General features: G+C 71.3%; 21 protein-coding genes, 1 tRNA gene and 1 pseudogene. 8 read left to right on the top strand and 15 right to left on the bottom strand.

Annotated elements, in window-relative coordinates; genetic code table 11:
• The first annotated feature begins 24 nt into the window (after positions 1–24).
• Positions 25–1,086 (top strand): NAD(P)-binding domain-containing protein, encoded by a 1,062-nt coding sequence (locus tag ACQPZA_RS07550; protein ID WP_433282711.1) that lies wholly within the window; start codon positions 25–27, stop codon positions 1,084–1,086.
• Between the two features lie 296 nt (positions 1,087–1,382).
• Here the strand turns inward: ACQPZA_RS07550 and ACQPZA_RS07545 are convergent, their stop codons facing one another.
• Together ACQPZA_RS07545 and ACQPZA_RS07540 are read right to left on the bottom strand one after the other, a co-directional pair.
• Positions 1,383–2,741, bottom strand: coding sequence for a DUF222 domain-containing protein (locus ACQPZA_RS07545; protein ID WP_433279578.1), 1,359 nt, complete (start codon positions 2,739–2,741; stop codon positions 1,383–1,385).
• A gap of 470 nt (positions 2,742–3,211) precedes the next feature.
• The gene (locus tag ACQPZA_RS07540; RefSeq protein ID WP_433279576.1) at positions 3,212–3,415 is read right to left on the bottom strand and encodes a helix-turn-helix domain-containing protein; all 204 of its coding nucleotides are present in this window, start codon (positions 3,413–3,415) and stop codon (positions 3,212–3,214) included.
• Positions 3,416–3,450: 35 nt separating this feature from the next.
• Here ACQPZA_RS07540 and ACQPZA_RS07535 point away from each other — a divergent pair, with 35 nt between their 5' ends.
• Positions 3,451–3,585 (top strand): hypothetical protein, encoded by a 135-nt coding sequence (locus ACQPZA_RS07535; protein ID WP_433279574.1) that lies wholly within the window; start codon positions 3,451–3,453, stop codon positions 3,583–3,585.
• On the opposite strand, the gene ACQPZA_RS07530 is transcribed toward ACQPZA_RS07535, so the two are convergent.
• Complete coding sequence (locus ACQPZA_RS07530) at positions 3,575–4,795, bottom strand: YncE family protein (protein WP_433279572.1); 1,221 nt, start codon at positions 4,793–4,795, stop codon at positions 3,575–3,577. The genes ACQPZA_RS07535 and ACQPZA_RS07530 overlap by 11 nt on opposite strands.
• A 230-nt stretch (positions 4,796–5,025) precedes the next feature.
• Here ACQPZA_RS07530 and ACQPZA_RS07525 point away from each other — a divergent pair, with 230 nt between their 5' ends.
• The gene (locus ACQPZA_RS07525) at positions 5,026–5,907 is read left to right on the top strand and encodes an extracellular solute-binding protein (RefSeq protein WP_433279570.1); all 882 of its coding nucleotides are present in this window, start codon (positions 5,026–5,028) and stop codon (positions 5,905–5,907) included.
• A gap of 9 nt (positions 5,908–5,916) precedes the next feature.
• Here the strand turns inward: ACQPZA_RS07525 and ACQPZA_RS07520 are convergent, their stop codons facing one another.
• The 7 genes from ACQPZA_RS07520 to ACQPZA_RS07490 all read right to left on the bottom strand — a co-directional run bounded on the left by ACQPZA_RS07520 (position 5,917) and on the right by ACQPZA_RS07490 (position 13,722).
• Positions 5,917–7,809, bottom strand: coding sequence for an ABC transporter ATP-binding protein/permease (locus ACQPZA_RS07520; RefSeq protein WP_433279568.1), 1,893 nt, complete (start codon positions 7,807–7,809; stop codon positions 5,917–5,919).
• Between the two features lie 345 nt (positions 7,810–8,154).
• A complete protein-coding gene (gene gndA / locus ACQPZA_RS07515) occupies positions 8,155–9,597 on the bottom strand; it encodes an NADP-dependent phosphogluconate dehydrogenase (RefSeq protein ID WP_433279566.1) in 1,443 nt (480 codons plus the stop codon).
• A 141-nt stretch (positions 9,598–9,738) separates the two neighbouring features.
• Entirely contained in the window at positions 9,739–10,611 is an 873-nt protein-coding gene (locus tag ACQPZA_RS07510; protein WP_433279564.1) for an LLM class F420-dependent oxidoreductase, read from the bottom strand.
• A gap of 116 nt (positions 10,612–10,727) precedes the next feature.
• Positions 10,728–11,522: an SCO1664 family protein gene (locus ACQPZA_RS07505; protein ID WP_433279562.1), complete on the bottom strand. Its 795-nt coding sequence runs from the start codon at positions 11,520–11,522 to the stop codon at positions 10,728–10,730.
• A 22-nt stretch (positions 11,523–11,544) separates the two neighbouring features.
• Positions 11,545–12,111 (bottom strand): DUF3090 domain-containing protein, encoded by a 567-nt coding sequence (locus tag ACQPZA_RS07500; RefSeq protein WP_169395851.1) that lies wholly within the window; start codon positions 12,109–12,111, stop codon positions 11,545–11,547.
• Positions 12,112–12,161: 50 nt separating this feature from the next.
• Positions 12,162–12,866 (bottom strand): histidine phosphatase family protein, encoded by a 705-nt coding sequence (locus tag ACQPZA_RS07495; RefSeq protein ID WP_433279560.1) that lies wholly within the window; start codon positions 12,864–12,866, stop codon positions 12,162–12,164.
• A 34-nt stretch (positions 12,867–12,900) separates the two neighbouring features.
• Positions 12,901–13,722 carry an undecaprenyl-diphosphate phosphatase gene (locus ACQPZA_RS07490; protein WP_433279558.1) on the bottom strand — a complete coding sequence of 274 codons (822 nt, stop codon included), beginning with the start codon at positions 13,720–13,722 and terminating at the stop codon, positions 12,901–12,903.
• A 50-nt stretch (positions 13,723–13,772) separates the two neighbouring features.
• Here ACQPZA_RS07490 and ACQPZA_RS07485 point away from each other — a divergent pair, with 50 nt between their 5' ends.
• Positions 13,773–14,717, top strand: a complete 945-nt coding sequence (locus tag ACQPZA_RS07485; protein WP_169395854.1) for an aldo/keto reductase — start codon at positions 13,773–13,775, stop codon at positions 14,715–14,717.
• A 137-nt stretch (positions 14,718–14,854) separates the two neighbouring features.
• A complete protein-coding gene (locus ACQPZA_RS07480; protein ID WP_169395897.1) occupies positions 14,855–15,070 on the top strand; it encodes a DUF5703 family protein in 216 nt (71 codons plus the stop codon).
• Between the two features lie 82 nt (positions 15,071–15,152).
• Here ACQPZA_RS07480 and ACQPZA_RS07475 read toward each other — a convergent pair whose 3' ends face one another.
• Both ACQPZA_RS07475 and ACQPZA_RS07470 read right to left on the bottom strand, forming a co-directional pair.
• On the bottom strand, positions 15,153–15,926 hold the full coding sequence (locus tag ACQPZA_RS07475; protein WP_433279555.1) for an SDR family oxidoreductase: 774 nt from the start codon (positions 15,924–15,926) through the stop codon (positions 15,153–15,155).
• Positions 15,926–17,242, bottom strand: a complete 1,317-nt coding sequence (locus ACQPZA_RS07470) for a M20/M25/M40 family metallo-hydrolase (RefSeq protein ID WP_433279553.1) — start codon at positions 17,240–17,242, stop codon at positions 15,926–15,928. Before ACQPZA_RS07470 ends, ACQPZA_RS07475 begins: the two co-directional genes overlap by 1 nt.
• A gap of 91 nt (positions 17,243–17,333) precedes the next feature.
• Here ACQPZA_RS07470 and ACQPZA_RS07465 point away from each other — a divergent pair.
• Positions 17,334–17,421, top strand: a tRNA-Leu gene (locus ACQPZA_RS07465).
• Here ACQPZA_RS07465 and ACQPZA_RS07460 read toward each other — a convergent pair.
• Complete coding sequence (locus ACQPZA_RS07460) at positions 17,400–18,569, bottom strand: recombinase zinc beta ribbon domain-containing protein (protein ID WP_433279552.1); 1,170 nt, start codon at positions 18,567–18,569, stop codon at positions 17,400–17,402. The two genes, ACQPZA_RS07465 and ACQPZA_RS07460, sit on opposite strands and share 22 nt — an antisense overlap.
• 187 nt (positions 18,570–18,756) lie before the next feature.
• Entirely contained in the window at positions 18,757–18,924 is a 168-nt protein-coding gene (locus ACQPZA_RS07455; RefSeq protein WP_433279550.1) for a hypothetical protein, read from the bottom strand.
• A 708-nt stretch (positions 18,925–19,632) separates the two neighbouring features.
• On the opposite strand from ACQPZA_RS07455, the gene ACQPZA_RS07450 reads away from it, so the two are divergent.
• Positions 19,633–20,232 carry a hypothetical protein gene (locus ACQPZA_RS07450; protein ID WP_433279548.1) on the top strand — a complete coding sequence of 200 codons (600 nt, stop codon included), beginning with the start codon at positions 19,633–19,635 and terminating at the stop codon, positions 20,230–20,232.
• A gap of 259 nt (positions 20,233–20,491) precedes the next feature.
• Here ACQPZA_RS07450 and ACQPZA_RS07445 read toward each other — a convergent pair.
• Positions 20,492–21,477, bottom strand: a pseudogene (locus tag ACQPZA_RS07445) (phosphotransferase family protein).
• A gap of 219 nt (positions 21,478–21,696) precedes the next feature.
• On the opposite strand from ACQPZA_RS07445, the gene ACQPZA_RS07440 reads away from it, so the two are divergent.
• On the top strand, positions 21,697–21,870 hold the full coding sequence (locus ACQPZA_RS07440) for a MerR family DNA-binding transcriptional regulator (RefSeq protein WP_433279546.1): 174 nt from the start codon (positions 21,697–21,699) through the stop codon (positions 21,868–21,870).
• Positions 21,871–22,134: the final 264 nt, after the last annotated feature.

Raw genomic sequence — 22,134 nt, 5'->3', positions numbered from 1 at the left:
CGGCGGGCCGCCCGGCGTTCCACGATCGTGCGCACTGACGTCGTCGTGATCGGAGCCGGCCAGGCCGGGTTGGCGGCGGCGTACGGGCTGCGCCGGGCCGGGCTCGAGCCGGGTGCGGGTTTCGTGGTGCTCGACGGCGAGGACGGCCCCGGTGGGGCGTGGCGCCACCGCTGGCCGACCCTGCGCGTCGACACGACCCACCGGATCAACGACCTGCCCGGTCTGCCGTTCGCGCCCACCGACCCGTCGCGGCCGGCGGCCGAGGTGGTGCCTGCGTACTTCGACGAGTACGAGCGCACCTTCGACCTGCAGGTACGCCGTCCGGTGCGCGTCACGGCCGTCCGGGACGCCGCGCCCGACCTGCTCGTCGAGACCGGCTCCGGCACGTGGACCACCCGCGCGCTCATCAACGCGACCGGCACCTGGACCCACCCCTTCCGTCCCCGCTACCCCGGCCAGGAGCGTTTCCTCGGGCGCCAGCTGCATCCGGCCGAGTACCGCGGGCCTGCCGAGTTCGCCGGACTGCGGGTGGTGGTGGTCGGCGGCGGGACGTCCGCCGTGCAGCTGCTGATGGAGATCGCCGGCGTCGCGGCGGCCACGACGTGGGTGACGAGGCGGCCCCCGCACTTCCACGAGGGACCGTTCGACGAGGACGCGGGACGCGCGGCGGTGGCGCGCGTGGAGGAGCGGGTGCGGGCCGGCCTGCCCCCGCAGAGCGTCGTCGGCGTGACCGGGCTGATGCTCACCCCGCAGGTGCGGGCCGCCCAGGAGTCGGGGGTGCTGCGCCGGCTGCCCATGTTCGAGCGGATCACCCCGGACGGGGTGGCGTGGGCCGACGGCTCCACCGCACCGGCCGACGTGATCCTGTGGGCCACCGGGTGGCGGGCCGCGCTCGGGCACCTCACCCCGCTGCGCCTGCGCGGACCGGGCGGCGGCATCGGGGTCGACGGCACCCGCGTGCGGGCCGACCCGCGGATCCACCTGGTCGGCTACGGCCCCAGCGCGAGCACGATCGGGGCCAACCGGGCGGGCCGCGCAGCCGCCCGCGAGGTGGTGGCGTTGCTGCGGGAGCCGCTCACCGCGTGAACGGCGCAGCCTCATGCGCCCGAAGCCGGCCGGGCATGAACGTGGCCGGCCCATCAGTGTCGGCCATCCGACTCAGCTGAGCCGCGGCGCGCCTGGCTGTAATGCCCATGAGCGTTGTTGACGGCGTCGGCGTGAACATGGGGAGACCCTCGGGCGAGGTGTGAGTTGTCGATGCTCACGACAGCACGGCCGCGAATCGGCGCCAGCGCGGTTCGGCCGACCAGGGTCGCAGCGCGGGGACAGGTCTCCCCAGCGATCACAGGGGCCCTGCCGACCGCGCCATCTGCGCGCCCCTCTTATGCGGCGAGGTGCAGGAGTGGTTGTCGGCGGGGTCTTCGCTCCGGGTCGATCCAGGCGGGCGGGATCAGCTCGGGCAACCCGTCGCGGATGCGGACTTCCCAGTCGGAATGGTGCTGCAGGCGATGGCACGCCCGGCACAACATCACGCAGTTGTGCAGGGCCGTGTCACCACCGTCCTGCCAGGGCGTGATGTGGTGGACCTCGCACCACGACGGCGGCCGCCCACACCCGGCGCAGCCACGATCGCGCGCGGCGATCGCGCGGCGCAGACCATCGGGAATGGTCCGGGTGACCCGCCCGACATCGAGGGGTTGGCCTTTCCCGTTCAACACGACCGGGACGACCGCGGCATCGCAGGCCAGCATCCGCAGTGATTGCGGGCTCAGGGTGCCACCGAAGTCCAGGCAGGCGGCGCGGGCCCGGTTCTCCAGGTCCTCCAGCCGGACCAACACGCTCAGGTGCGGGCGCCGCCCGCCGCACTCGGGCACATCACCGTGGTCGAGCACATACCCACACACATCGGCCAGCGCCTCGGCCTGGCGCTGGGCGAGACTGCGGTGCTCCTCGGCGGTGACCGGGCGGGCGTGGGCGTCGATCACGGTCGCGATGGCATCGAACATCGCCGCGTCATCGAACTGGCCCTTCAGGGTGCCGCCGGACTTGCCGCGGTGGCGAATCAGGTGCAACTCGTTCACGAGAGCGGGTGGCCGGTCATCAGGCTCGGGCCCGTCCTCATCAAGGGCCTCGACCAGCGCGACACCCCAGGCCTGCAGCTCCGACGGCGTATAGACGGCGGCTTTGTCGGCGAGCTGGGCTTCCGCACCAGCCCACACCTGCGGGCTGAGCCGCTCCGCGGCCGGGCTCGCCAACACGCGGGCGATCACCGCGACGTGCCGCAAACCCGTCTGCCCGGCCGCGAACACCCCCGCCGTGGCGCCCAGCCGCGCGGGCAACACGGTGCCATCGAGCCCGACCCGCGGGCACACCTGCTCGGCAGCGACCACCCGCTGCCGCGCCTCGAACCGCTCCCACCCCAGCAGATCCCCCAACGCCGCCGGAGTGGACGTGTAGCCCCGCTCGGCGAACGTGCCCCGCCGCTCCAAAGCCGCCACAGTGGCGACCACGACCCGGTCCAACCGCCTGCTCGTGCCCTCGCACAAGGTGAGCGCCGACAGCAGCTCGTCATCGGTGGCAGCGCCGGTCTCAGCAGCCGCGGACAGCGCGTCGATCGCCTCGACCAGGAGGCGATGCGCGGTGGTGAGCGGGCTGTCCGACACCCCACCATCATACTCGAACACATGTTCGATTCGATGTTCGTCGTCGCAGGTCAACAGCCGTTCAGCGCCCGGAATCACCGACCGCTCCGGTCGCGCACGCCCCCTCTCCTACCGCGCGCCGCCCGCGGCGGCGCGGCAGATCGTGACAGTGCGAGTGGAGCGCACACACGCCCGGCCCGCGTCGGCCCACTGGTCGTCCGGCGGCCTCCACAATGCATGCCGGCCGACTCGCCCCGGACTCGCCCGGCCGGCCTGGCTCGACCGCCCCAGCGGTGATCCGCCGCGGCGAACGCCCCCCGCCCGGGCGAGCCGGTGCACGTGGACGTGAAGAAGCTCGGCCGGCTCCGCGACGGCAGCGCCGGCGGGCGCACGGCCGCGACAGCTACCAGTCCCGCCACACCCGCACCAGCCCACGGGCCGGGTTCAACTCCGTCCACGCGCCATCGACGACCACACCCGCCTGGCCTACGCCGCGATCCACCCGACGAGAAAGCCCACCGCGGCCACCCACTCAACAGCCGCGTCAACAACCCGCCTGGGCACTACACCTAGCCGCCATCCTGCTCAGCCTCGATCTGCTCCTGGTACTGCCGAACCTGCTCCCGGACGTCCTCCTCGATCCACCTGGCCTGGCCACCGATCGTGGTCCACTCCGGCTTGATCCAGCCCTCGTTGCGCCACCGCTGGATCGTCCGCGAGGACACCCGAAGCCGCTTCGCAAGCTCCGAGGTCGCCGGCAGTCGGCCGGGCACCCGACCAACGGGAAGGTGGCAAAACCCACCACGGCTTGGCCGCGACCGCTCCGCAGGCGCGTCCGGCCATCGCGCTGGCCAAGAGCCCTGGGCCGGTGGCGCACCGGATGATCGACGCCGGTACGCAGCGGGTCGCCCCGCGAAGACCGCGGGAGCCGCTCACCGCATGATGCCGGTGTGGCCGAGCGAGTAGCGGCCCGGCTGCGGCCACACGCACAGCCCGTGCGGCCCCTCGCCCACGTCGAACTTGTGGATGAGGCGCCCGTCGGTGGTGTCGAGGACGTAGACCGCGCTGTCGTAGCGGCCCGACAGCCACAGCTGGGTGCCGTCGGCGGTGATGTTGCCCATGTCGGGGCTGCCGCCCCCGGGGATCGGCCAGGTCGTGAGCACAGCGCCGGTGTAGGCGTCCAGCACGCTCACGCTGCCCGCGTGCCGGTTGGTGACGAAGAGCCGCTTGGCGTCGCGGGACAGGTAGAGCCCGTGCGCGCCGTGCCCGGTCGGGATCTGGCGCAGCACGGTGGTGGCCGCGCCGTCGAGCACCCAGAGCCCGTTCTGCTCGCTGTCCGCGATGTAGAACACCGAGCCGTCCGGGGCGAGCTTGACGTCCTGCGGACCCATCGTCGTGTTCCGCACCGGCATGTCGATCATGCGCAGCAGGCGGTGTGACGCCACGTCGACCACCGCGACCCGTCCGGCGAACTCGCAGCTGAACACGGCCGTGCGCCCGTCGGCGGTGAAGTCGGCGTGGTCGATGCCCGCGCAGTCGGGCGTCGGCAGGACGTCCTGCTGCTGCCAGGTGTGCGGGTCGTAGAACACCAGCTCCCGCCGCGCCTCGGCCACGGAGATGGCCGAGCGCCCGTCCGGCGTGAAGTACATGTTGTACGGGTCGGTCACCGGGATGCTCGGGCCAGGCTCACCCGTCGTCGGGTCGAAGGGCGTCACCCGGTACCCGGTGTCGTCGGTGGCGTAGAGCGTGGTCATGTCGTAGGACGGCACCACGTGCTGCAGCTCGCCCCCCAGGCGGTGTCGGCCGACCACGGTGAAGGTGGCGGGGTCGATCACCCAGACCTCGCCGGTCTTCGTGTGGGGCACGTACACCCGGGGCACGGCGGCCTTCGCGGGTTCGGAGAGCATCGTCGGCCCGGTGGCGGCGTAGACGTTGTGTGGATCGGTCACGGGCGGCATCCCGGGTAGCCCGTCGACCGACGGCGGAGCTGCGGGTGGCGGGGGTGCCGCGGGCGCCGACCCGGCGCAGGCCGCCAGCGCGGCGAGCACGGCCAGCAGTGCGGCGAGGTGCGGGATCCGGACCCGAGGCGAACCACCGGCCCCACGGGCGGCCAGGACCTCCCCTGGCCACCACGCGCCCGTCACACCCGCCATCAGCCGCACAGTACGGGTCCCTGACCTGGCACTTCCAGATTTGCCGTAGTCGGCCGACCTGTTCGAGTTGCCCGAGGACCCGACGGGAAGAGAACGGCAGGTTCGGACATAGCCTCCGATTCTTCCCCTTGAGTGCGGTTCTTGGACGCAATCCATTCCGCAGCTGCGGAGCATAAGGTGATGGTTCCGCGGCGAGTCCGCGCCGCGGTAGGAACGAGCCGGAGGATCTGATGAGGTCGTGGCGAGTGGTGGGTGCCCTGGCGGCGGCCGGAGTGGCACTGGCGGCATGTTCGAGCCCGAGCACCAACCCGAGCACGGCAGGCCCGACCCCCGGCGCCGCCGCCGGGCAACCGGTGCGCGTGCTCTACGCGGGCTCACTGGTGAACCTGATGGAGCACGACATCGGACCGAAGTTCACCGCCGCCGAGGGCTACCGGTTCCAGGGTGAGGGCGGCGGGTCCGACGCGCTGGCCAACGAGATCAAGGGCAAGGTCAAGCAGGCCGACGTGTTCATCAGCGCGAGCCCGCAGACCAACTCGACGCTGCAAGGGGCGGCGGGTGGCAACGCGGAGTCGTGGTTCGCGACGTTCGCGTCGTCCCCGCTCGTGATCGGGTACAGCCCGAAGAGCCGCTTCGCCGCGGACCTCACGTCGAAACCGTGGCAGCAGGTGCTGGCCGAGCCGGGGTTCCGGTTGGGCCGCACCGACCCCACCACGGACCCGAAGGGGAAGCTGGCGGTGCAGGCGCTCAACCAGGTGGGGCTGACGAGCCTGGCCTCGGACCAGTCGGGGGTGTTCCCCGAGACGGAGCTCATCGGGCGGTTGCAGTCCGGTCAGCTCGACGCCGGGTTCTTCTACTCGGCCGAGGCCGCCCCGGACAAGATCCCGACGATCACGATCCCCCCGGTGTCGCTGGGGGCCGCCTACACGGTCACCGTGCTCAACCAGGCGCCGAACCGGGCCGGAGCGGTCGCGTTCGTCAACTACCTGCTCGGCCACGACGGCTCCTCGACGCTCACGGCCGACGGGTTCCAGGTGACGTCGCCGCCTGCGGTGTCCGGCGACAAGGGCGCGGTCCCCGCAGGGCTGCACCCGCTGATCCCGGCCCCCTGAGGCGCGGCGTCACGCCCTGGCCGCGACCGCGGGCTCCGGGTTACCGGGGCGCGCGGGAACCGGCCACACGATGAGCCGTTCCGGGGGGAGCCGCACCCGGCACCGCGCGCCGACCGTCGCCGTCCCGTCGTCGGCGGTGACGACGGTGAGCTCGCACCCTCCGTCGAGGACGACCAGCAACTCGGCGACCGCGCCCATGTGGACGACGTCGACGATCGTTGCCGAGTGCTCCTCGCCGGTGTGGGGCGGTGCCGGGTCGAGCTCCACGTGTTCCGGCCGGATGCACCACGCCACCTCGGACCCGGCCGGAGCTCCGACGGGACCGGCCGCGATGAGCGAGCCGGCGGCCTCGAGCGTGTCGCTGTCGCGCATCCGTCCCGTGTGCAGGTTGCGGATGCCCAGCAGACGCGCGGCCGCCGGGCCTGCCGGACGGGAGAAGACCTCGGGCTGACCGCCGCCCTGCAACAGTGCTCCGTCGGCGACGAGCAGGACCTCGTCGGCGAGCAGCGCGGCCTCCTCGGGGTCGTGGGTGACGAGCACCGTGGTGACCGCCGTGTCGCGCTGCACGCGCCGCAGCTCCCGCCGAAGCTCGTCGCGCACCGGCGTGTCCAGCCCCGTGAAGGGTTCGTCGAGCAGCAGCAGCCGCGGTTGCCGGGCCAGCGCCCTCGCCAGCGCCACCCGGCGGCGCTGGCCTCCGGACAGCTGGTGGGGCAGCCGGTCCTCCAGACCGTCGAGCTGCAGGCGGGTGAGCCAGTGGGCGGCCACCGCCGGATCGGTGCCGACGCCGAAGGTCACCTGACGCCACACGGGCAGGTGCGGGAGCAGGCAGGAGTCCTGCGGCACGTAGCCGACGTCGCGGGACTCGGGGTCGAGCCCCGTCAGGTCGAGCCCACCGAGCCGCACGCTCCCCCCGTCCAGCGGCGCCAGTCCGGCCAGCAGCTTGAGCAGCAACGACTTCCCGGCTCCGGACGGCCCGAGCACGGCCAGGTGCCTGCCCTGAGCGGTGTGGCCCACCCGGAGTTGGAACGCGCCCAGCCGGGCGTCGACATCGAATCCCAGGTGGGCGGGCGGCCGGGCGCTCGGAGGCTGCGGCGCCGGGAGCGTCATCCGCGCCGCACGGCGGCGGTGCCGCCGTCCCGCTCCACCGCTCAGAGCCAGCACGAGAACGGCGGCGAGCAGCGCAGCCGCGACCGGGACCATGGTCGTGTCCACCCCGGAGCTGCCGAACTCGACGTAGGTGAACACCGGCAGTGAGTACGGGTGGTAGGCGAGCACCACCGTGGCCCCGAACTCCCCGAAGGCGCGCAGCCAGGCCAGCAGCAGCCCCGCCCGGATGCCCGCCCAGGCACCCGGCAGGGCGACCCGCGCGAACCGCGACCAGGGGCCGTGCCCGAGGGTGGCGGCCACGTCGGCCAGCTCGGGATCCAGTGCCGCGAACGCCGAGCGGGCGGCGATGATCAGGAACGGGGCCGCCACGAAGATCTGCGCCAGCACCACCCCGGTGAGGTCGTCGGTCAGCTGGCCGTCGAACAGCTGCCCGAGCGAGGTGTAGGGCCCGATGACGTACACCAGCAGCAGGCCGCTGATCAGCGGTGGGAGCGCCAGCGGCAGCTGCACCGCCACGCCGAGCAGCTCGGCGGCGCGGCCGTGGGCCCGCGCGAGCAGGTAGCCCAACGGGATCCCGGCCACGGCGATGGCCACCGTGGCGATGCTGGCGCTCACCAGGGAGACGCCCAGGGCGTCGACGATGCCGGGCACGGTCAGCTGCTCCGAGGACGCCCCCGCCAGCCGCACCAGGAACGCCCCGATCGGCACCAGCAGGTACGCCACCAGCAGCGCCGCGAGCCACGGGAGCGGGGTCGCGAACACCCCGGTGCCCGCCCGCCGCCGTGTCAGGCCCATCGGCCCACCGCAGCAGGGGCGTCACACTCGAAGGCACTCACGACGTCCAGGATATCCGCGACTGCGGACAAGAATCCGTCTCTCGATCGCAGATACGGAGAACCGGGGCGAACAGGACGCGAGTGTCCGCCGCCGCACGAGCTCCGGAGCGCGGCTGCCCCGCTCGCGGAGCGTCCTCGCCGGAGGCCTGCGAGCTGACGCCCCGCCCCCCAGCCGCGTCATGGACACATGACGCGGCGCCAGGCCGCCCTGGAACAGCAACACGGGACCACAACGCTGTCACCCTGGCCGCCCGCAGCAGGAAACGGGCGACTCGCGCACTCGAAACGGGCGACTCGCGGGCCGTCAGACGTCGGTGCGCACCTCGGCGCCGTCCTGGCCCCACCGGGTGTGGAACGAGCCGTCCGCGTCGATGCGCCGGTAGGTGTGGGCGCCGAAGTAGTCGCGCAGGCCCTGGATCAGGTTGGCCGGGCCGCGCTCGCGGCGGTAGCCGTCGTAGTACGACAGCGACGACGAGAACGCCGGGATCGCCACGCCCTGCTGCGTGGCGGTGGCCACGACCCGCCGCCACGCGTCCTGCGCGTCGGCCACGGCCTCGGTGAAGTACGGCACCATCAGCAGGTTCTCGACGTCGCCGTGCTCGGCGTACGCCTCGCGGATCCGGTTGAGGAAACGGGCCCGGATGATGCAGCCACCCCGCCAGATGGTGGCCATGGCGCCGAGGTCGAGGTTCCAGTCGTTGGCCTTCGACGCGGCGCGCATCTGCGCGAAGCCCTGCGCGTACGCCACCACCTTGCTGGCGTAGAGCGCCTGGCGGATGTCCTCGACGAGGTCGGTCCGGTCCTCCCCCGCGCCGGGGACGGGCCCGGCCAGCGTGCCGGCTGCCGCCTTGCGCTCGCTGCGCAGCGAGGAGAGCGTGCGGGCGAACACGGCCTCGGTGATGCCGGTGAGCGGGACGCCGAGCTCCAGGGCGTCCTGCGAGGTCCAGCGGCCGGTGCCCTTCTGCTCGGCCTCGTCGACGATGACGTCGACGAGAGGGCCGCCGGTGCGCGCGTCGGTCTTCTGGAGGACCTCGCCGGTGATCTCGATGAGGTAGGACTCGAGGTCGCCCGCGTTCCACTCCTCGAAGATCTTGCCGATCGCCGGGGCGTCCAGCCCGGCCACGTGCGTGAGCAGGTCGTACGCCTCGGCGATGAGCTGGATGTCGGCGTACTCGATGCCGTTGTGCACCATCTTGACGTAGTGCCCGGCGCCGTCCGGCCCGACGTGCACGCAGCAGGGGGTGTCGTCCACCTGCGCGGCGATGGTGGTGAAGATGTCCTCGACCTCGGCGTAGGCCGCGGGGTCGCCGCCGGGCATGATGCTCGGCCCGTTGAGCGCGCCCTCCTCGCCGCCGGACACCCCGACGCCCATGAACCGCAGCCCGCGCTCCGCGCAGGCCCGCGTGCGGCGGGTCGTGTCGGGGAAGTGCGAGTTGCCGCCGTCGATGATGATGTCGCCCTCGTCGAGCAGCGGGGAGATCTCCTCGATCACCGCGTCCACCGGGGCACCGGCCTTCACCATGACGAGGATGCGGCGGGGCTTCTCCAGGGCGGCCACGAAGTCCTCGAGGCTGTCCGTGGCCGTGAACGCGCCCTCGTCGCCGTAGGCCTCCATGAACTCGCGGGTGCGCGCCGATGTCCGGTTGTGCACAGCGACCGGTGTGCCCCGCCGCGCGATGTTGCGGGCCAGGTTCGCCCCCATCACGGCCAGCCCGGTCACCCCGATGCGGCTCTTCGCGTCTGTCATCGCTCTCCCTCACTCAGCCCCGGGCGACGGTACCGCCGGAGCGGACTGCCCGGCTCGTCGCCTCCACCACCACGACCATGCCCGCTGCCCCGGCATTCCGTCCGGGACGCGAACGCGGTGTGAACGGTCCTCGACGCGGTGTCAGAGCTGCGCCGCGATCGGCACGACCTCACGTCCGAGCAGCTTCAGCGGCTCCAGCTCCCACACCCGGGCGACCCGGCCGTGGACCTCTCCGATGCCCAGCTCGGCGAAGCGGTGGAGCTGCTCGAGGATCGCGTCGACGTTCTCGCCCTTCTCCCCGGGGTCGAGCGGGAACATCACCGTCTTCTCGATCTCGTCGTAGGGGCGGCCGAGCGCCTCGCAGTGCTCCCGCAGCACGTCGAGCTTGTGCTCGAGGTCGGCGTTGGCGAACAGGTTGCAGGCCTGCGCGTACTGGGCGACCATCCGCAGCGTCTTCCGCTCCCCACCGCCGCCGATCAGGATGGGCGGGTGGGGGCGGCGCAGCGACTGCGGGGCGTTCAGCGTCCGCTCGAGCCGGTAGTGCTGCCCCTCGTACGGGCCGTCGTCGGGACCCCACATCTGCAGGCAGATCTGCAGGGCCTCCTCCAGGCGCTCGAACCGCTCGGCGGTGGGTGGGAACGGCAGCCCGAGGCCACGCGCCTCCTCGGCGTTCCAGCCGGCACCGATGCCGAGCCAGGCGCGTCCGCCGGAGAGCACGTCGACCGTGCTGACCAGCTTCGCCAGCATCCCGGGCTCCCGGTAGGTGGCGGCCGTGACCCAGGCCAGGAGCTGCACCTGCGACGTGCGCGCCGCGAGGAAGCCCAGCGTGGTGTAGGCCTCCAGCATGTCGTGCTCGGGCGGCCCGATCGTCCCGATCTGCCAGACGTGGTCCATGACGCTGATGCGCGCGAAGCCGACATCTTCGGCCGTCATGACGATCCGCGTCAGGTCGTCGGCGAGCCCGGGGGCTCCCGCCGGAAACGTGAGGTCTGCGAGGTGGAGACCGATATCCACGATGACTCCTCGGTGAACGCCGTCCGGGGCGTTCCCGACGCTAGTCCCCGTACGCGGTCCGGAGCCGGGCGAAGTGACACGATCGGACCCCGGCTGACGGGGCCCGGGACGCGTGGTCAGAAGGCGGGCCAGGGGATGGCCGGGCCGTAGCCGGAGGGCTCGGGGTAGCAGGGGTCGGCCAGCAACGCGTCCACCCGCGCCGACAGCGTGCGCATCTCACGGCGCGTGATGTGCTCGCCGAGCGTGGCGGAGAGCCCGTTGTCGAGCTCGGAACGCAGCCGCTCCATCGCCTCGACCACCCGGTCGGGAAGCCGCTTGCCCACCCAGCCCCACAGCACGGTGCGGAGCTTCTCCTCGGTGTGCAGGCAGAGCCCGTGGTCGACGCCGTAGACATTGCCGTCGACGCCCGCGAGGACGTGCCCGCCCTTGCGGTCGGCGTTGTTGGTGACCACGTCGAACGCCGCCATCGCCTGCAGCTCCGCGCTGTCGGCGTGCACGAGCACGGCGGGCTCGCCGCGGTCGCCGCGGGCCCGCAGCACCCTCAGCCACCCCGCCGGCACGTCCGACGGGTCACGCACGTCGACGAGCTCGCGCTCCTCGTCGGTGTCGACCCAGATCTGCACCATGCCCGGCCCGAACGGGCCCTCGCGCAGCACCGTCGGCGGCACGACGTGCAGCCCCGCGGCCTCGGAAACCAGGTACGTCGCCACCTCGCGCCCGGCGAGCGTGCCGTCCGGGAAGTCCCAGAGCGGACGCTCGCCGCGCACCGGCTTGTAGACGCACTGCGCCTCGAGCCCGTTGCTGGTGATCGTGCCGAACAGGGTGGCGTTGGAGGCGTCGACGAGTCGTCCGGTGATCTCTATCCGGCCTCGCCGGAGCAGTTCCGGCACAGCCGGGTCACGAGGTTCCACGTGCGTCAGGTCGGTCTCTTCGTCAGTCCGCTACCGGGGACCGCTCGTGGTAGCCGTTGAGCCGCACGCACACGTGGCCCTCGGGGTCGAGCGGCTCGGCGCAGAGGGGGCACGGCGGCCGGCCGGCGGACACGACCCGCTCGGCGCGGTCGGCGAACGCGCGTGCCTGCACCGGCGAGAGGAACACGCGGAGCGCGTCAGGGCCCTCCTCGGTGTCGTCGAGGACGACGGACTCGTCGATCTCCTCATCGGTGACGGCGAGCAGCTCGACGACGATGGAGCGGGAGTCGGCGTCCCAGCCCAGGCCCATGGTGCCGACGCGGAACTCCTCCTCCAGCGGCACCGCGAGCGGGTCGAGGTCGTTGCCGCCGCCCTCGTCGGGTACCTCGTCGCCGAAGCGGCGAGCCACCTCCTGGAGCAACGCGCTGATGCGGTCGGCGAGTACCGACACCTGCTGTTTCTCCAGGAGGACGCTGATGGTGCGCGCGTCCTCGATGGCCTGCAGGTAGAAGGAGCGGTCGCCGGGTTCGCCAACGGTCCCGGCGACGAAGCGCTCGGGCTGGCGGAAGACATGGATGACGCGTGACATGGCGACATCGAGAGTAGGCCACGTCGGCGCGCTCGGCACGTCCTCGTGGGTCAGCCGCCGGTGCTCCCGCCCACCACCGCGTCGGAGCTGCGGGAAGCCGTTTTGCGCCGGCGCTTGGGCTTGGGCGGGATCAGCCCGGCCACGTCGCCGCCGAGGTCGTTCACGCGCGCGACGAACGGGCGGGTGTCGGTGTAATGCACGACACTGATCGAGCTCGGGTCGACGACGATGCGCTGGAAGTTGTCCAGGTGGGTGGCCAGCGCGTCGGCCAGCACGGCCTTGATCACGTCACCGTGGGTGCAGGCCAGCCAGACCGCGGTGGGCCCGTGCTCGGCGGCGATGCGCGCCCCGTGCCTGCGTACGGCGGCCACCGCGCGGGCCTGCATCCCCGCGAGGCCCTCGCCGCCGGGGAACACCGCGGCGGAGGGGTGCGCCTGCACCACCTTCCACAACGGCTCCTTGAAGAGCGTCTTCAGCTCGGCCCCGGTCCACGAGCCGTAGTCGACCTCCGCGAGCTCGGGCTCCGACACCGGTGTGAGCCCGCGGTCCTTCGCCAGCGGCGCGACCGTCTGCTCGCAGCGCACCATCGGCGAGCAGACGATCTCCGCCAGCGGCACGCCCGCCAGCCGGTCGACCATCTTCTGCGCCTGCGTCTGGCCGACCTCGTCCAGCTCCACGCCGGGGGTGCGGCCGGCGAGGACACCGGCGGCGTTGGCCGCCGACCGGCCGTGGCGGAGCAGGATCAGGGTGGTCACGATCAGCGAGCCTACGTGGAACAGCCGCCGGCTCTCAGGTGGCTGCGAGCCAACCGGCACTCAGCGCGACGAACAACACCGCGCCCAGCACCACCCGGTACCAGACGAACACGTAGATGCTGTGACGCTCCACATAGCGCAGCAGCCAGGCGATCGTCACGTAGCCGATGACGAACGCGATGACGGTGGCCACGGTCATCTGCAGCGGGCTCGGGCCGTCACCGGAGAACACGTCCGGGAGCTGGAACAGGCCGGACGCGACGACGGCCGGGATCGCGAGCAGGAACGAGTAGCGCACAGCGGCGGGCCGGGTGTAGCCGAGGAAGAGCCCCGCGGTGATCGTGCCGCCGGAGCGGGAGACGCCGGGGACCAGCGCCATCGCCTGCGCGAACCCGAGCAGCACGCCGTCCGTCACGCCCATGTGCTTCAGCTCGTAGCGCTGCTTGCCCAGCCGCTCGGCCAGGCCGAGCAGCAGCCCGAAGACGACGAGGGTGGTCGCGATCAGCCAGAGGTTGCGGGCCGCGGTCTGGATCTGGTCCTCCAGGAGCACCCCGAGCAGGCCGATCGGGATCGTGCCGATGATCACGAGCCAGGCCATCCGGTAGTCCGGGGTCTTGCGGACGGACGGGTCGCGCAGGCCCTGGAACCAGGTGACGGCCAGGTGACCGATGTCCTTGGCGAAGTAGACGATCACGGCGGCCTCGGTGCCCAGCTGCGTCACTGCCGTGAACGCGGCACCGGCATCACGCCCGAAGAAAACCTCCGAGATGATCCTGAGGTGGGCTGACGAGGAGATCGGGAGGAACTCCGTCAAACCTTGCACAACACCGAGAACGAGCACTTCCAGCCAAGTCACGCGCGGGACCGTACCGACACCCTTCCGAGCGGCCCGCTTAGGCTCTTCCCGTGCGACGGCGACGGGTCGGGGGCAGCGGACTGGAGGTGTCGCAGATCGGCCTCGGCACCATGACCTGGGGTGCCGACACCGATGTCGACGGCGCGGCCGCCCAGCTCGCCACGTTCGTCGACGCGGGCGGCACCCTCGTGGAGACCGCCGACGGCTACGGCGACGGCGCCGCCCAGGCGACGCTGGGTGAGGTGCTCACCTCCGCCGTGCCGCGCGACGACCTGGTCATCGCCGGCCGCGCGACGCTGCCCGGTGGCCCTCTCGGGGACGGTGCCGCCCGCGGCGCGCTGCTCGCGGCTCTCGACGCCACCCTCGCCCGCATCGGCATCGACCACCTGGACCTGTGGCAGCTGCCCGGCTTCGACGCCGACGTCCCGCTGGAGGAGACGCTCTCCGCGGTGCAGGTGGCCGTGATGGCCGGGAAGGCGCGCTACTGCGGGCTCGTCGCGCCCAAGGGGTGGCAGCTCGCCACGGTGGCGGAACGCGGGCGCGCGCTGGGCAGCATCACGGTTCCGGTGTCGGCGCAGGTGGAGTACTCGCTGCTGGCCCGGGACGTCGAGGCCGAACTGCTCCCCGCCGCACAGCACCACGGCGTCGGGCTGATGGCCTGGGCGCCGCTCGGCCGCGGCGTCCTCACCGGCAAGTACGCCGACGGCACCCCGGCCGACTCCCGCGCCGCGTCGCCCACGCTGGCGCCCTACGTGGAGGCGCGGCGCAACGAGCGCTCGGCCCGGATCGTGCAGGCGGTGCTCACGGCGGCCGACGGGCTGGGCACCTCCCCGCTCTCGGTCGCTCTGGCCTGGGTGCGCGACCGGCCCGGGGTCGCCGCCGCCGTCGTGGGGGCCCGGGACGCCGCGCAGCTGTCGGCCTCGTTGGCCGCCGAGTCGGTGGTGCTGCCCGCGGAGATCCGCTCGGCGCTGGACGACGTGAGCGCGCCTGCATGACCGCTGCCGGGACCTGGCACGGCATCGCGGCCACGCCTATGGTGTGGGGAATTCCACCCGGTGTTCACCCCGACGTGGGGTGTCGGACGGACGAGCTGGCGGGAGGTGAGCCGGTGGAGCGAGGCGGCCCGACCGGCATGGTCGAGGAGGATTCGATCGACGGGGACTGGGAGTACCGCCCGGTCCAGCTACCCGGTGACGTGTCCCGGATGACCGCGGCGGTGCGACTGGCGATCCAGGCCGAGTTCGGTGGCTGGGAGCTCTCGCGCGTGCGGCTCTACCCTGGAGGCGTCCGCAAGGTGTGGCTGCGGCGGCGGCGCAGCTCGAGGATGCTCCCGGAGCTCTCGGTCTAGCCCGGTTCAGGAAAGCCACTTTCCTGTACTGGGAGGGCCTGAAAGTGGCTTTCCTGAACCTCGGCAGTGCTTCCCTGGCTCGCTAGTGGTCCTTCCACGTCACGTCTTCGGGGGGCGGGGTGCCGCTCTTCGGGCCCGGTACCCCGCGGAAGGCGTACGGCGCGGGCTCGCGACCGGGCTGGACGAACCAGCACTCCCCCGGCTCCCCGCGTTCGAGAACCGCCTCGATCGCCGTGGCGACGTCCTCCGCGCTGAGCAGCGGGAAGTCCCCGAACCGGTCCTTCGCCTTCGCGATCAGCGGGGTGTCGGCGAAGCCCGGGCACACCGCGTTCACCCGGATCCCCTCCGGCGCCAGCGTGGGCGCCGCGGAGCGGACGTACCCCACCACGGCGTGCTTCGTCATCGTGTAGAGCGCGTCGCCGGGCATGGCGACGAGCCCGGCCAGCGACGCCGTGGCGACGATGGTGCCCCCGCCCGCCCGGCGCAGCGCCGGCACGGCCGCCGTCAGCCCGAAGACCACGTGGTCGATGTTGACGCCGACGATCCGCCGGTACGCGGCCAGGTCGAGGTTCTCGATGCCCGACTGGCCCGCGGTGACGCCCGCGTTGAGCAGCACGATGTTGAGCCGGCCGAACGCGTCCTCGGCCACGTCGACGGCCATCGTCATCGTGTCCGGGTCCGACGCGTCGCCGGGCAGGGCGAGCCCGCCCACCTCCTCGGCGAGCGCCCGCGCGCCGGCCTCGTCCCGGTCGGCGACCGCGACGACGGCCCCCGCGGCGGCGAGCCTGCGCACCGCGGCGGCGCCGATCCCCGACGCCCCTCCGGTGACCAGCGCCGCCTTGCCCGTCAGGTCCATCAGCAGCTCCTCAGGAAGGTGTCGAGCACGCGCGCACCGAACTTCAGCGAGTCGACCGGCACCCGCTCGTCGATGCCGTGGAACAGGGAGGCGAAGTCCAGGTCCGGCGGGAGCCGCAGCGGGGCGAAGCCGTAGCAGTTCATGCCGAGGTCCTGGAACGACTTCGCGTCGGTGCCGCCGGAGAGCATGTACGGCACGGTGACGGCGCCGGGGTCCTCGGTGCGCAGCGCGGCGGCCATCGCGTCAGTGAGCGGGCCACCGAACGGTGTCTCCACCGCCGGCAGGTTGGTCACCCACTCCCGGGTCACGTCCGGGCCGAGCAGCTCGTCCACCTCGCGGAGGAACGCCTCCTCCCGGCCGGGCAGCACGCGGCAGTCGACGACCGCCTCGGCTGACGAGGGGATGACGTTGGCCTTGTAGCCGGCCGAGAGCATCGTCGGGTTGGCGGTGTCGCGGATCGTGGCGCCGACGATCCGCGAGAGCGGCCCGAGCTTCGCGATCGCCCCCTCCAGGTCGTCCTCCGGGAACTCCAGCCCGGTGAGCTCGGCCATCTGCTCGAGGAACGCGCGGACGGTGTCGGTGAGCACCAGCGGGAACTTGTGGTTGCCCAGCCGGGCGACGGCTTCCGCGACCTTGGTGACGGCGTTGTCGTCGTGGAGGAACGACCCGTGGCCGGGCCTCCCGCGGGCCTGCAGCCGCATCCAGGCGATGCCCTTCTCGGCGGCCTCGATGAGATACACGCGCCGGTCCTCGGCGAGGGTCAGGGAGAACCCACCCACCTCGCCGACGGCCTCGGTGCAGCCCTCGAACAGGTCGGGCCGGTTCGCGGCGAGCCACTGGGCCCCGAGCCGCCCGCCGGCCTCCTCGTCGGCCAGGAAGGCGAACACGATGTCCCGGGGCGGCACCACGCCGTCGCGCTTGAACCGGCGCGCGACCGCGATCGTCATCGCCACCATGTCCTTCATGTCCACGGCGCCGCGGCCCCACACGTAGCCGTCCTGCACGGCGCCCGAGAACGGGTGCACCGACCACTCGGACGGGTCGGCCGGCACCACGTCGAGGTGCCCGTGCACGAGCAGCGCCCCCCGCTCCGGGTCGGCGCCCTTGAGCCGGCAGATCACGTTGTCGCGCCGCGGGCCGCCCGACTCGACCACCTCGACCTCGAACCCGACCTCGGTGAGCTTCGCCGCCACGTACTGCGCGGCCTCCCGCTCCCCGACCGTCGTGGCGGGGTCGGCGGTGTTGGTCGTGTCGATCCGGATGAGTTCCGAAGCCAGCTCGACGACCTCGTCCTCGGCTGCGATATCGCTGGTCACGCCGATCTTCCTACCACCGGAGGTCCCGGCGCGGAGCCTCGGCGCGCGTGAGCTATCCTCTTCCTCGCGCGACCGGGAGGTCACGCAGCTTGTCCGAGTGGCGGAATGGCAGACGCGCTAGCTTGAGGTGCTAGTGCCCTTTAACGGGCGTGGGGGTTCAAGTCCCCCCTCGGACACCAGCACTATTCACCTGTCTTCCCATGCGGATGCTCACGTCGGCGGTGTTCACCGTCGACTCGTAGCGAACTTGCAGGTCGAGACCGGTGTAGAGGTTCGCGAGGCTGTCCTCCCGGGCGTCGGAGAGCGCCGCACCCACGCCGCCGAGCGAGTCGACCATGGCGTACACCTCGGCATCGGTGAGCATGTTCGGCGCCGGAGTGCCGTCCAGTTCCGCCCGCGCGGCGACCCGCTGGGCCTGGGCCTCGTTGATCGCGTCGACCAGCGCGGCCGGATCGATGCCCGACGCGATGGCCGCCTGGAAGCGGCGCAGGCGCGCCTCGGCGTCGGCCAGCCGCTTCGTCGCCGCGGTGTGCCCGAGCAACTCAGATCGGCCCTCCTGCGAAGCGACGAGCGCCGCAACGGTCCGGTCGACGTTTGCCGGGGCGAAAAGATGACCGATCCATGAGTTCACCGCATCCCGCAACGGGTCCTCTCGGAGATACACGGCGGGCGGATGCGACGCCAGCGCCGGCGATCCGGGTGCCAATGTCCGCGCGGGGCACCGGTAGTACATCCCGTGCGCACGGGGACTGGCCTCCATCTTCCCGCCGCACTCGCCGCACCGGATACGTCCTCGGAACAGGTAGTTCCGGGTCGTTCGCCGACCGCTGCGCTCCGTCTTGCGCGCCGTCTGGAGTCCCCCTGCCGCTTTGGATCGCCGGAGCAGTGCAGCCTGCGTGAAGTCCTCCACCGACACGATCGCCGAATGTGCCGGATGGCGCGAGCGCACGATGCGGTCGGGCGCGGCCCGGCGCAATCGGGTGACGTGACCGGCTGCCACATCGTCGGGATCGAGCAGCATCTCCTTCCTGGTCCACCGCCCGAAGAACGCGAAGCCGGTGTAGCGCAGGTTGTCCAAGATCGACCGCGCCGTGCTGCCCTGCCAGCCATCGGCGAGCCGGTGGCGGTTCTGATCAGGCCGCCGCGCGGATGGGCACGTGCCGGTCAGCCGTACACTCCTGGCGATACTGCGGCCGGGGGAGGACCGCCGATCCAACCGTTCGGCGATGACGACCAATGACTCTTCGTTGCCCTCGACTGCGGACTGATCGATGGAAATCGCGTCGTACTTGGCGAGATTGGCGCGATTGAGTCGATTCGTAGACATACGTGTGCTCCCTTTTCGTCGGAGCACTCGCGCGCAGCACGAATACCCCGATACCTTCTGGCATCGGGGACTCGCGTTCCCAGGGTCGGGCCACATGGTTGCTGTCCAGGCTTCACGGTGGCCCGGCCGCAAATGGGCCGTTCAGATGAGGTCTGGCGCCTTATCCGCCCGACCGGCTGTGTCCTCGTCAGCCGCCGAGCGGATGGCGGTCCATTTCGGCGCGAACACGGCACGTTGTGCAGTCACCGTGTGCCCGCCACGGGCGCGTGACCCACCCGGCGACCACCTGCACGGTCGGCCAGCCGTCATCGGCGATGAGCACAACGACCGCACGGTCCTGCTCGCCGAGCTTCACGCCAGCGATCGCCAGCGCGCCAACCAACCACGCAGCGCTGTAAGCCCGGATCTCCTCACCGTTCCGCCACGAGCCGTCCGCCGCAGGCACACGTGCGGCAGCAGGTCGACCGGGTCGGTGCCGAACGGGCCGAGACGCACGGCGTCACGCTCGAAGAGATCAGTGCTCGGACCTGGTTCACTCATGCCGTCGAGACTGGATTTCTGGAATGCCCGCCAACAGGGATCACTTGAGGGCACACTTGGACGCTCGCGGGCACACCGGACGAGGGGGGCGGCCGATGGCCACGAACGAACGCCTCGCCGCGCTCGTGATTGAAGCCGGGTACCTCGACCGTGACGGGAAGATCGGTAAGAAGCGATTCGCGCGGGCGGTCACGGAAGCTCCGGCAGCACTCCGCGCCGGGCGGGCATACAACCACACCTACGTCGGCCGCTGGCTGAGCGGTGTGACCCCACGAGACGACGAGAGACGCGAGGCCATCCGAGAGGCACTGGTCGCCCGGCTCGGCCGGATCGTTGCGGTGGACGAGCTGGGCTTCAGCATCGACAGCACGACCTCCCCCGATGTCGGCCTGAACTATCTCGAGCAGCCAGAAGAGGGCGTTGCCAGCATGGCCGATCTGCTCGCCGCCGACCTGTCGGGCAACGCCGTGGCCGGATCCAGCACGAACGTGGGCGCCTGGAACGACGCGTCGGTCGATGGCTCGTGCGATCACAGAAGCCGCTTGCCGAGCTGCCCGGCCCCGCGATGGTCGGCGCCGCCGACGTCGTCCGTCTCCGCGCGATGCGCCAGACGTTCGACCTGCTCGACAGCACCTTCGGCGGTGCGCACGCGCGCAACGCGCTCGTGCAGTACCTGCGTACCGACCTTCCGCGCCTGCTCCGAGCAAGCGGAGCGGCCGACGTGCGGCGAGAGCTCTTCGCCGCGGCCGGAGAACTCGTCGAGCTCACCGCGTGGAAGTCGTACGACGCGGGGTTGCACGGCCTCGCACAGCGGTACTTCATCCAGGCGCTGAGCCTCGCCGACGCGGCCGAGGATCGCCTTCTTGCTGCGTCCATCCTCGACGCAATGAGCCATCAAGCAAGCTTCCTCGGCCGGTATCGCGAAGCGGCCAACATGGCGCGCTCGGCGCGACTCGGCACAGAGTCGATCCCCGCACCGATCCTCACCGCGCATATCCATATCATGGAGGCTCGCGCACTGGCGAGGACAGGCGACGCCGAAGCCCGTGAGCGCGCCATGGGCAGTGCCGTCGAACTCTTTGACCGCCACGTCGCCGGCGACGGCCCGGAGGGGATCCAGTAATTCGATAGCGCTGAAATGTCGGCCGAGCTTGGCCACTGCTATCGCGACCTCGGCAGGCCAGATGAGGCGATCCGGCACGCCACCGCCACCGACGCGCTGGCTTCCGCATCGGGTGACTACGCGCGGAGTGACTTCTTCGTGGCGATGGTCCTCGCCGACGCGCACGTGGACCGAGGACAAGTCGAGGAAGGTTGCCGCGTCGCCGAGAAGGCCATCATCGTCGGCGAAACGCTCGACTCGGTTCGATGCCGTACCTACGTCACCGAGTTCCAGCAACGACTCGTGCGATACCGGCGGAGCGCCGAGGCCCGTGAATTCGTATCGCGAGTCCAGGGATCCCGGCTATGGACACCGAGCGCGAGCTAGAAAGCCCCCAGTCACGTCGACTTCCGCCGGTTCGCATCGCGTTGATACGCTTCTTCGCCTCCGCCGCGGCACCACTCGACTCGGCGGCCTTCTTACTCAGCCACGTCACCATCGCGACCTCGCGCATGTCAGCGAGGTCCGAGTATCCGCGCCACGTCATGATGTCGTAGCCGTAGACGTCGACGAACGTGCGGTACTCCTCGGCAGTGTGCCATCCGAAACGGTCGTAGAAGATCGCCGTCTGGATGAGATCCCACTCTCGCGGGCCGACGGCGAAGCTGTCGAGGTCGATGACGACCGGCAGGCCATCCTGGCCACTCAACACGTTGCCCACATTCGCGTCGCCGTGGATGACTCCTCGCGGCAGCGCGAATGGGAGACGGTCGAACTCCCGACGTGCCCACTCGATCCGCGAGCGTAGGAGCGTGGCGTCATCGTCGTTGAGGCCAGGGAAGTCTGGGAGCGGATCCGCCTCAACGCCGAACGGCTTCAGCTCGGCAGATCGATGTCGGGCGGCAATCCCAGCGCGTGAAGGCGCCTGATCACCGCGGCGACATCGGCGATGGGCGCGTAAACCTCCCCGTCGCAGACCGACTCCCACAACGTCACGAGCGTGCCGCCAACCTTTACCGGCTGATCCACGGCCAGCGCACGGTTGGCCGGGAACCCCACGGACTCCAGCCAGCGCGCGACGGCTACTTGCCGCTCGACGTCCGGCTCGTTCCCCTCGTCCCGCACGACCCGCCCGATGACGCCGCCACCGACACGGAATACAGCGTTGGTGCCGACTCGGATCAACTCAACCGAACCTGATGCGACGCCAAGCCTGCCACAAGCCTCTTCCAGGGACCGACGTGCTGCGGCTTCGCCGAGATCCATAAACCGCACCCTAGCAGCAGAGACGGCTCCGCCCGGCAGTCTGATTCAACCAGCGCCTACCCCGGCAGACGCCCTCGTAGGCAGCTCCAAACTGCGCCGAGGTCGGCAGGCTTGCGACCACGACAGCCTCCGAGGAATCGAGTCAATCGCGACAAACGAGTCACAGATCAGAAACCATACGCACTAGCCTCGATACTTGCCGAGTGCCGGGGCGACCTCGTGCTTACCTCCGAGGCCGCGAAGGCTCTCGGCATCAGCGCCCGCAGTATCGCCCGTTGGGAATCAGAGGGAAAGATAACCCCCAACCTCAGAACACCAGGCGGCCATATGCGCTGGAACATCGAAGCCTTACGGAAGCAGCTTTACACATCAACACTCAATAAATCGGGGTGATCGACTCACTTCTGGTCAGCCGTACCGCACACTTGCCGACTTGAAGGTTGAGAGCACCGACATCGACATAAACCAGTCACGAAACACCGCTTAGCGCGCCGCCTTTCGCGCGTCAGATTTGTTCGACCGCGACACGCACGAGAAGCTGCTTGACCCGGACGATCCGAACTGGGTTCCGCCCGCCGGAACCCCTACGGTGAGATGACTCGCTCCTCGCCGGCAGCACGTACCCACGCGCTCACTCCGTGCGGGCCTTCTCGACCC

This window comes from Pseudonocardia xinjiangensis (genome assembly GCF_050948425.1).
Classification (GTDB): Bacteria; Actinomycetota; Actinomycetes; order Mycobacteriales; family Pseudonocardiaceae; genus Pseudonocardia; species Pseudonocardia xinjiangensis.
The sequence above is the reverse complement of the archived record's forward strand: the minus strand, read 5'-3'. Positions and strand labels throughout refer to the sequence as shown.